Below are 7,279 nucleotides of genomic sequence, written 5' to 3'. Positions count from 1 at the left end.
TTCCGCTTCGTGATCCCCAAGGCGGCCTTCCCCGAGTGGGGGAGCCGACGGTTCCTCGGAGCGGCCGGAGCCGACGCCAACCACGGGAACCAGTCCTTCACGGTCGTCGCCTACTGCCTGCCGGCGGCTCTGGCGAGCGGGATGAGCGTGCAACAGGTGTCCTTCAACCCGCCGGGTGGCGCGTTGGGCCAAGGGCCGGCGGGTGGCGCTGCGTCCTGCCCCTCCGGTCATCGGGTGGTCGGCGGGGGAGCGCGGCTGTGGGACTACGCGACCGTCGGGACCGGGCTGCTGTTCTCCAACGCGCCGCTCCAGACAGGGACCGGCTGGTACGCGACCGCCAACCTCAACACCAGCTCCGTCCTGGTCGAGGCGATGTGCCTGCCGACGGGGAGCGTGCCGACGCTGTCGCTCGCGACCCGCCAGGTCGACAACGACGTCGGCAGCTACGCCTTCTTCGTCGGGTCGCCGAGCGTCCACTGCCCTCCGATGACCCGGGTGCTGACGGGAGGCGCCCACACCGCCCTCGACGGCCAGTTCCCCAACCCCGCCGACCCCCACCAGGGCCGCGTGGCGTTCGCCCAGTCCGAGGTCGGCTACGTGTACGCCACGGTCGGGATGAACGACGGCTACGAGTCGACGACCATCGTGTGGTGCATCCCGGACCTCGACCCGCCCCGCGTGTCGATGACCGCGCCGCTGGCGACGCCGCTGACGGCGAGGGTCGCGCTGACCGCGGCGATCACCGTCGGGTGGACTGGTGAGGACGACGCCGACCACGTCGAGCGCTCCCAGGTGAGGTGGCGCGGCGCGCCGTACAACGGGACGCTCGGCGCCTGGGAGTACCCGCCGTCCTGGCAGGACCTGACCAACTTCTCGGTGACCCAGGGGAGCCGCGCCCTCGGCACGACGTACTGCTACAGCGTCAGGGGCCGCGACCCCGCTGGCAACTGGTCGCTGTGGACGGCGCAGCGGTGCGCGGTCCGGCCCCTGGACGACGCAGCACTCACGGCGCCCGCCGCCTGGACCCGGGCCACGGGCGGTGCGTACTGGAACGGCACGGCGACCACGACGAGCCAGCAGAACGCGACGCTGACCCGCACCGGTGCCCGGTTCAACCAGCTCGGCCTGGTCGTCACCAAGTGCCCCGCCTGCGGCCGCGTGGAGGTGGCTCTCGACGGCGTACGGATCGGGATCGTGAACCTGTACGCCGCCACGACCGCCCACCGTCAGCTGGTCGCGATGCCGCGGACCGTGGGCAGGATCGGGACGGTCACGATCAAGGTCCTCACCGCCGGCAAGCCGGTCACCATCGACGGACTGGTCGTCAGCGCCAGCTGAACACGGCACAGTGGGCGTGTGCGCAAGCTCCTCGCCCTGGTCGGCCTCCTCGTCCTGCTGCCGTCGGCGTACGTCTGGTGGCTCCTCTACGCGACCAACGACCCCCTCGAGGACACCCGGTTCACGCCGCCCGGCTCGGTGACGGTCGACCTCGACGAGGGCACGTACCGGATCTACGTCGAGGACCTGTTGTCCAACGCCAAGGGCTGCGACCCGGAGGACTACGCCGACGACCTCGACGCGATGGGGCTGGTGCTGGTGCCCGAGGACGGCGGGGAGAAGGTCCGGCCCGAGCGGGCCGGCTCCTGCGACGGCGGCAACAACCAGAACGGGCCGCACCCGATCTCCGTGAGCGAGCTCGAGGTCCCTGCCGACGGCAGCTACGTCTTCCGGGGTGGCTCCCAGCCACCGATGACCAACAACAACAAGGAGACCTCGGTGTATCTCACCGAGGCGACGGGGCGGCCGGTGCTGCTCGGCGTGGGGATCGCCGGCACCCTCCTCGGCGGGACGCTCCTGTGGCTGGCGATCCCGCGGAAGCGGGGACGATCGGGCGGGGAGGGCTGAGACGCCCGCCATTTTGCTGTGACCAGCACGGATCCGTACTATGGAACGTCGGCGCGCTCACGTGTGCCTCTCTGCTGCACCCACTCGTGGGTGACCGCCCTCCGCCTCCCTGGCCGAGGCCGTGGTGTGCCGCAGTCCCAGACGCGAAGAGAAGACGAAGGAGACCGCGGTGTACGCGATCGTGCGCGCAGGCGCGAAGCAGCAGAAGGTCGCTGTCGGCGACGTCATCGAGATCGACAAGATCTCCACGCCCGTCGGCGAGACCCTGACGCTTCCCGTGGTCATGGCGGTCGACGGTGAGTCCGTCACCACCACCGGTCTCGACAAGGCTGCCGTGACCGTCGAGGTCCTCGGCGCCACCAAGGGCCCCAAGATCATCATCCAGAAGTACAAGAACAAGACCGGTTACAAGAAGCGGCAGGGTCACCGCCAGAAGTACACCCAGGTCAAGGTCACCGACATCAAGCTCTGAGTCTCTCGACTCGTCACCTCGAAGGACTGAACAGATGGCACACAAGAAGGGCGCGGCGTCCACCAAGAACGGCCGCGACTCCAACGCTCAGCGACTCGGCGTCAAGCGCTTCGGCGGCCAGGTCGTCAACGCCGGCGAGATCATCGTCCGTCAGCGTGGCACCCACTTCCACCCGGGCTCCAACGTCGGTCGCGGTGGCGACGACACCCTGTTCGCGCTCGCCGCGGGCGCCGTCCAGTTCGGCACCCGTCGCGGCCGCAAGGTCGTCAACATCGTCCCGGCGGCTGAGTGACGCTCAGTCTGACCGCAGACTTCTGACCGAGGGCGTCCCGTTTCGGGGCGCCCTTCGTCTTTTCTCCCCACCATCTACGAAAGACTGGTCCCATGGCCGTGCCCACGTTCGTCGACCGGGTGACGCTCCACGTCGCCGCAGGACGCGGAGGCAACGGCGTCGCGTCGGTGCACCGCGAGAAGTTCAAGCCGCTCGGTGGGCCCGATGGAGGCAACGGCGGGCCCGGTGGCTCGATCATCCTGCGGGTCGACCCCGACGTCACCACCTTGCTCGACTACCACCACAGCCCGAAGCGGAAGGCCGAGAACGGCGGTCACGGCGCGGGTGACCACAAGAACGGCACCCACGGCTCCGACCTCGTGCTCCGGGTCCCGCCGGGCACCGTCGTGGCCCTGCCGGGCGGCGAGGTCGTCGCCGACCTCGTCGGTGCCGGCACCGAGCTCGTCATCGCCGAGGGCGGCAAGGGTGGTCTCGGCAACGCCTCGCTGGCGTCCAAGGCCCGCAAGGCTCCCGGCTTCGCGCTGCTCGGCGAGCCCGGCGACGAGCTCGAGATCGTCCTCGAGCTGAAGGTCGTCGCCGACGTCGGCCTCGTAGGGTTCCCCAGCGCCGGCAAGTCCAGCCTGATCGCGGCGATCTCGCGGGCCCGGCCCAAGATCGCCGACTACCCGTTCACCACGCTGGTCCCCAACCTCGGCGTCGTCACGGCAGGCGAGACCGTGTTCACCGTCGCCGACGTCCCTGGCCTCATCGAGGGCGCGGCCGAGGGCCGCGGCCTGGGTCACGACTTCCTGCGCCACATCGAGCGCTGCGCGGCGCTGGTCCACGTCCTCGACTCCGCGACGATGGAACCCGGCCGCAACCCCGTCGACGACCTCGAGGTCATCGAGAACGAGCTCGCCCGCTACGGCGGCCTCGAGGACCGGCCGCGGCTGGTCGCGCTCAACAAGGTCGACATCCCGGACGGCCGCGACATCTCCGGGATGGTGGTCGAGGAGCTCCAGCAGCGCGGCCACCGGGTCTTCGAGATCTCGGCGGTGTCCGGCGAGGGCACCCGTGAGCTGATCTACGCCATGGCCGAGATCGTGCTCGCGGCCCGCGCCGCCCAGGCCTCGGAGATCGTCGAGCGGATCGTGCTGCGCCCCAAGGGCGTCGACAGCGAGGAGTTCACGGTCCGCAGGACCGGGGCCGGCTGGCGGGTCCGTGGCGTGAAGCCCGAACGCTGGGTGCGTCAGACCGACTTCAGCAACGACGAGGCAGTGGGCTTCCTCGCCGACCGGCTCGACCGGCTCGGCGTCGAGAGGAGGCTGCTCGACCTGGGCGCGGTCGAGGGCGACGCCGTCCTCATCGGCCATCCCGACAACGCCGTCGTCTTCGACTTCAAGCCCGGCATCGACGCGGGTGCCGAGAACCTCTCGCGCCGTGGTCAGGACGAGCGGTTCCAGGAGAACCGGCCGGCCCACCAGCGCCGCCGCGAGATCCAGGAGCAGATGCCGGAGCGGGCCGAGACCGAGACCCGTGCCGACGTGGCGCGGCGCCTCGACCGGCCCGAGGAGTACGGGCCGATGGCCTACGAGATCGGCTCGGACGACGACCCCGACGCCGTCAGCGAGGTCAGTGACGAGGAGGCCTGGCTCGAGGAGGACCCCGGTGACTGACCGGTCCGTCGTGACCGGTGCGCGGAGGGTCGTCGTCAAGGTCGGCTCCTCCTCGCTCACCACCGCCTCCGGGGGCATCGATCCCGAGCGCATGAGCGCGCTGGTCGACGTGCTGGCCGCCGTACGCTCCGGCGGAGCCGAGGTGGTCCTGGTGTCCTCCGGCGCCATCGCCGCCGGGCTCGCGCCGCTGGGGCTCGCCAAGCGTCCGAGCGGCCTCGCCGCCCAGCAGGCCGCCGCCTCCGTGGGCCAGGGCCTGCTGGTGCACCGCTACACCGAGGAGCTCGCGCGGCACGGCCTCATCGTCGGTCAGGTGCTGCTCACCGTCGACGACCTGACCCGGCGCGCGCACCACCGCAACGCGCACCAGACCATCACCAAGCTCCTCGAGCTCGGCGTGCTCCCGATCGTCAACGAGAACGACACCGTCGCGACCTCCGAGATCCGGTTCGGCGACAACGACCGGCTGGCCGCGCTCGTCGCGCACCTGGTCCACGCGGACCTGCTGGTGCTGCTCTCCGACGTCGACGGGCTGTACGACGGCCCGCCGCACCGTCCGGGGGCCACGCTGGTCGCCCGGGTCCGCGACGCCGCGGACCTCGCCGGCGTGACGATCGGGTCGGTCGGCGCGGCAGGCGTCGGCACCGGTGGCATGGTCACCAAGATCGAGGCCGCTCGGATCGCCACCGGCTCCGGGATCCCCGTCGTCCTTACCTCGGCCGAGCAGGCGGCGGACGCGCTCGCCGGCAGGCCGGTCGGCACGCTCTTCGACGCCACCGGGAAGCGTCGTCCGATCCGGCTGACCTGGCTCGCCTATGCCACCGACACGGCTGGCGCGCTCGCGCTGGACCCTGGTGCGGTCCGCGCCGTGACCGAGCGCCGCGCCTCGCTCCTCGCGGCCGGGATCGTCGGCGTGTCCGGCACGTTCACCGCCGGCGACCCGGTCGACCTCACCGCCCCCGACGGCTCCGTCGTCGCCCGCGGCCTGGTGAACTTCGACGCCGCCGAGCTCCCCGCCCTCCTCGGCCGCTCCACCAAGGAGCTCAAGCGCGACCTCGGCGCGGCGTACGAACGCGAAGTCGTCCACCGCGACGACCTGGTCCTGTTGTAGGGCCGAGTTGCCCCGGTTGCGGGCGCGAGTTGCCCCGGTTGCGGGCGCGAGTTGCCGGGGTTGCGGGCGCGAGTTGCCGGGGTTGCGGGCGCGAGATTCAACCGGGGTGATTCGGGCCCGCAAGGGGGGCGATTCGGGCCTGCAAGGGGGGCGATTCGGGCCTGCAAGGGGGGCGATTCGGCAGGGTCAGGAGGGGAAGGCGGCGGTTCCGGCGACGCGAGCGAGGCTGCGGAGCATCAGCCGGTCCGGGACGAGGGCGCTGAGACGGTGGACCGGGGTGGGGGCGCCGACGGCGCGGCTTGCCGCTCGGGACATCCGTACGACGCGCTCGGCGGGCCGTCTCCGCAGGGCCTCGAAGGCGCCGAAGGCGGCGAGGGGTGATCCCGCGGCCGAGGAGCCGGTCCCGTGCAGCAGCCGGGCGAGGACGGCGGCGTCGACGAGGGCCTGGCAGCCGCCCTGGCCGAGGTGGGGACGCATGGCGTGGGCGGCGTCGCCGATGACGACGACCGGACCGTCGGTCCAGCGTCGGGGGACCGCCCGGTCCATGACGTCGTTGCGGGTGACGACCGCGGGGTCGGTGGCGGCGAGGACCCGGTCGACCGGGTCCGGCCAGCCCGCGAAGGCAGCGCGCAGGTGGTCGAGCTCGTCGTCCGCCGCCCCGCCGGCAGGCTCACGCGCGGTGGCGAACCAGTAGCACGCGTGCGCGCCCAGCGGCACGATCCCGAGCTCCCGACCGCGACCCCAGATCTGGACGCCCTCGATGCCGTCGCGGGTCCCGAGGTCGGCGAGCCCGCGCCAGGCCGGGAACCCGACGTACCGCTCGGGCAGCTGCGGGTGCAGGGCTCGGGCGATCTCCGAGCGGTAGCCGTCGGCGCCCACGAGGGCGACGCCGATGACCGGGTCGGTGTCGGTCAGCACGGTGACGCCACCATGCTCAACCCGGTAGCCGCGAGCAGCGACGCCGAGCCGGACGGTGCCGGGCCGGACCCGCGCGTGCAGGATCTCGACCAGCTCGCCCCGCCGGACGGCGACGAGCGGCCCGCCGAGTGCCGCGGCGGACCGGGCCAGGTCCAGTGACCGCAGCAACCGGCCGTCGTGGGTCCGCACCGACCCGGCTCCCAGCGCATGGCCCGCCCGTCGTACGTCGTCGCCCACCCCGATCGCGTCGAGCGCGGCGAGCGCGTTGGGCCACAGCGTGATCGCGCCGCCGGTGCTGCCGAGCGCGGGGCGCTCGTCGAGCAGGACGTACGGCGGCGCGTCACCGGCGTGCTCGAGGCCCGCGGCCAGGGCCAGTCCGGCGATGCCGGCGCCGGCGATGACGAGAGGTGGTCGCACCAGGGTCAGGAGATCGTGTTCTCGCAGTGGCGCACCGAGTCGAGGTCGCCGTCGTCGTCGGTGGTGTCGACGCCGTCGCCGCACAGCAGGATGTCCTCGCCGGGTCCGCTGAGCAGCAGGTCGTTGCCGACCCCGCCCTCGAGCCGGTCGTCGCCGATGCTGCCGGCGAGCTGGTCGTTGCCCGCAGTGCCGATGAGGTGGTCGTCGCCCGCGCCACCGTCGGCGACATCGTCACCGTCGCCGACCCGGATGAAGTCGCTGCCCGGTCCACCGTGGACGTTGTCGGCCCCGCCGGCCCCGTTGAACCGGTCCGGCCCGGCGCCACCGAGGAGGGTGTCGTCACCCGCGTCGCCGAGCAGGTTGAGCGTGAACTCCGCGCCGAGCGCGGATCCGTCGGCGCGGTCGTTGCCGAGCCGCGGCACGATCTCCAGCAGCAGCGGTACGGCGGCGCTCGTGCCCGCCGGGATCCGACAGCTGACCGCGACGCCGCGCTCGGCCCGCGCCTGCCGGCC

General features: G+C 72.4%; 8 protein-coding genes. 6 read left to right on the top strand and 2 right to left on the bottom strand.

Annotated features, from left to right (window positions below):
* From H0487_RS20835 to proB, 6 genes are all read left to right on the top strand, one after another.
* Positions 1-1,338: hypothetical protein (locus tag H0487_RS20835; RefSeq protein ID WP_183096141.1), on the top strand; the 1,338-nt coding region annotated here is incomplete at its 5' end.
* A gap of 18 nt (positions 1,339-1,356) precedes the next feature.
* Positions 1,357-1,905, top strand: a complete 549-nt coding sequence (locus H0487_RS20830) for a hypothetical protein (RefSeq protein WP_183096140.1) — start codon at positions 1,357-1,359, stop codon at positions 1,903-1,905.
* A gap of 169 nt (positions 1,906-2,074) precedes the next feature.
* A complete protein-coding gene (gene rplU, locus H0487_RS20825) occupies positions 2,075-2,377 on the top strand; it encodes a 50S ribosomal protein L21 (RefSeq protein ID WP_183096139.1) in 303 nt (100 codons plus the stop codon).
* A 34-nt stretch (positions 2,378-2,411) separates the two neighbouring features.
* Positions 2,412-2,669: a 50S ribosomal protein L27 gene (gene rpmA, locus H0487_RS20820; RefSeq protein WP_183096138.1), complete on the top strand. Its 258-nt coding sequence runs from the start codon at positions 2,412-2,414 to the stop codon at positions 2,667-2,669.
* A 92-nt stretch (positions 2,670-2,761) separates the two neighbouring features.
* On the top strand, positions 2,762-4,324 hold the full coding sequence (gene obgE / locus H0487_RS20815) for a GTPase ObgE (RefSeq protein WP_183096137.1): 1,563 nt from the start codon (positions 2,762-2,764) through the stop codon (positions 4,322-4,324).
* Positions 4,317-5,432 carry a glutamate 5-kinase gene (gene proB, locus H0487_RS20810; protein WP_376766697.1) on the top strand — a complete coding sequence of 372 codons (1,116 nt, stop codon included), beginning with the start codon at positions 4,317-4,319 and terminating at the stop codon, positions 5,430-5,432. Before obgE ends, proB begins: the two co-directional genes overlap by 8 nt.
* A 186-nt stretch (positions 5,433-5,618) precedes the next feature.
* Here the strand turns inward: proB and H0487_RS20805 are convergent, their stop codons facing one another.
* Together H0487_RS20805 and H0487_RS20800 are read right to left on the bottom strand one after the other, a co-directional pair.
* Entirely contained in the window at positions 5,619-6,767 is a 1,149-nt protein-coding gene (locus H0487_RS20805) for an FAD-dependent monooxygenase (protein ID WP_183096136.1), read from the bottom strand.
* A 5-nt stretch (positions 6,768-6,772) separates the two neighbouring features.
* On the bottom strand, positions 6,773-7,279 hold a 507-nt coding region (locus H0487_RS20800), incomplete at its 5' end, for a calcium-binding protein (RefSeq protein ID WP_281370761.1).

Source organism: Nocardioides stalactiti, from assembly GCF_014180715.1.
In the GTDB taxonomy this organism is placed as follows: Bacteria; Actinomycetota; Actinomycetes; order Propionibacteriales; family Nocardioidaceae; genus Nocardioides; species Nocardioides stalactiti.
This window is presented reverse-complemented; position numbering and strand designations above follow the sequence as displayed.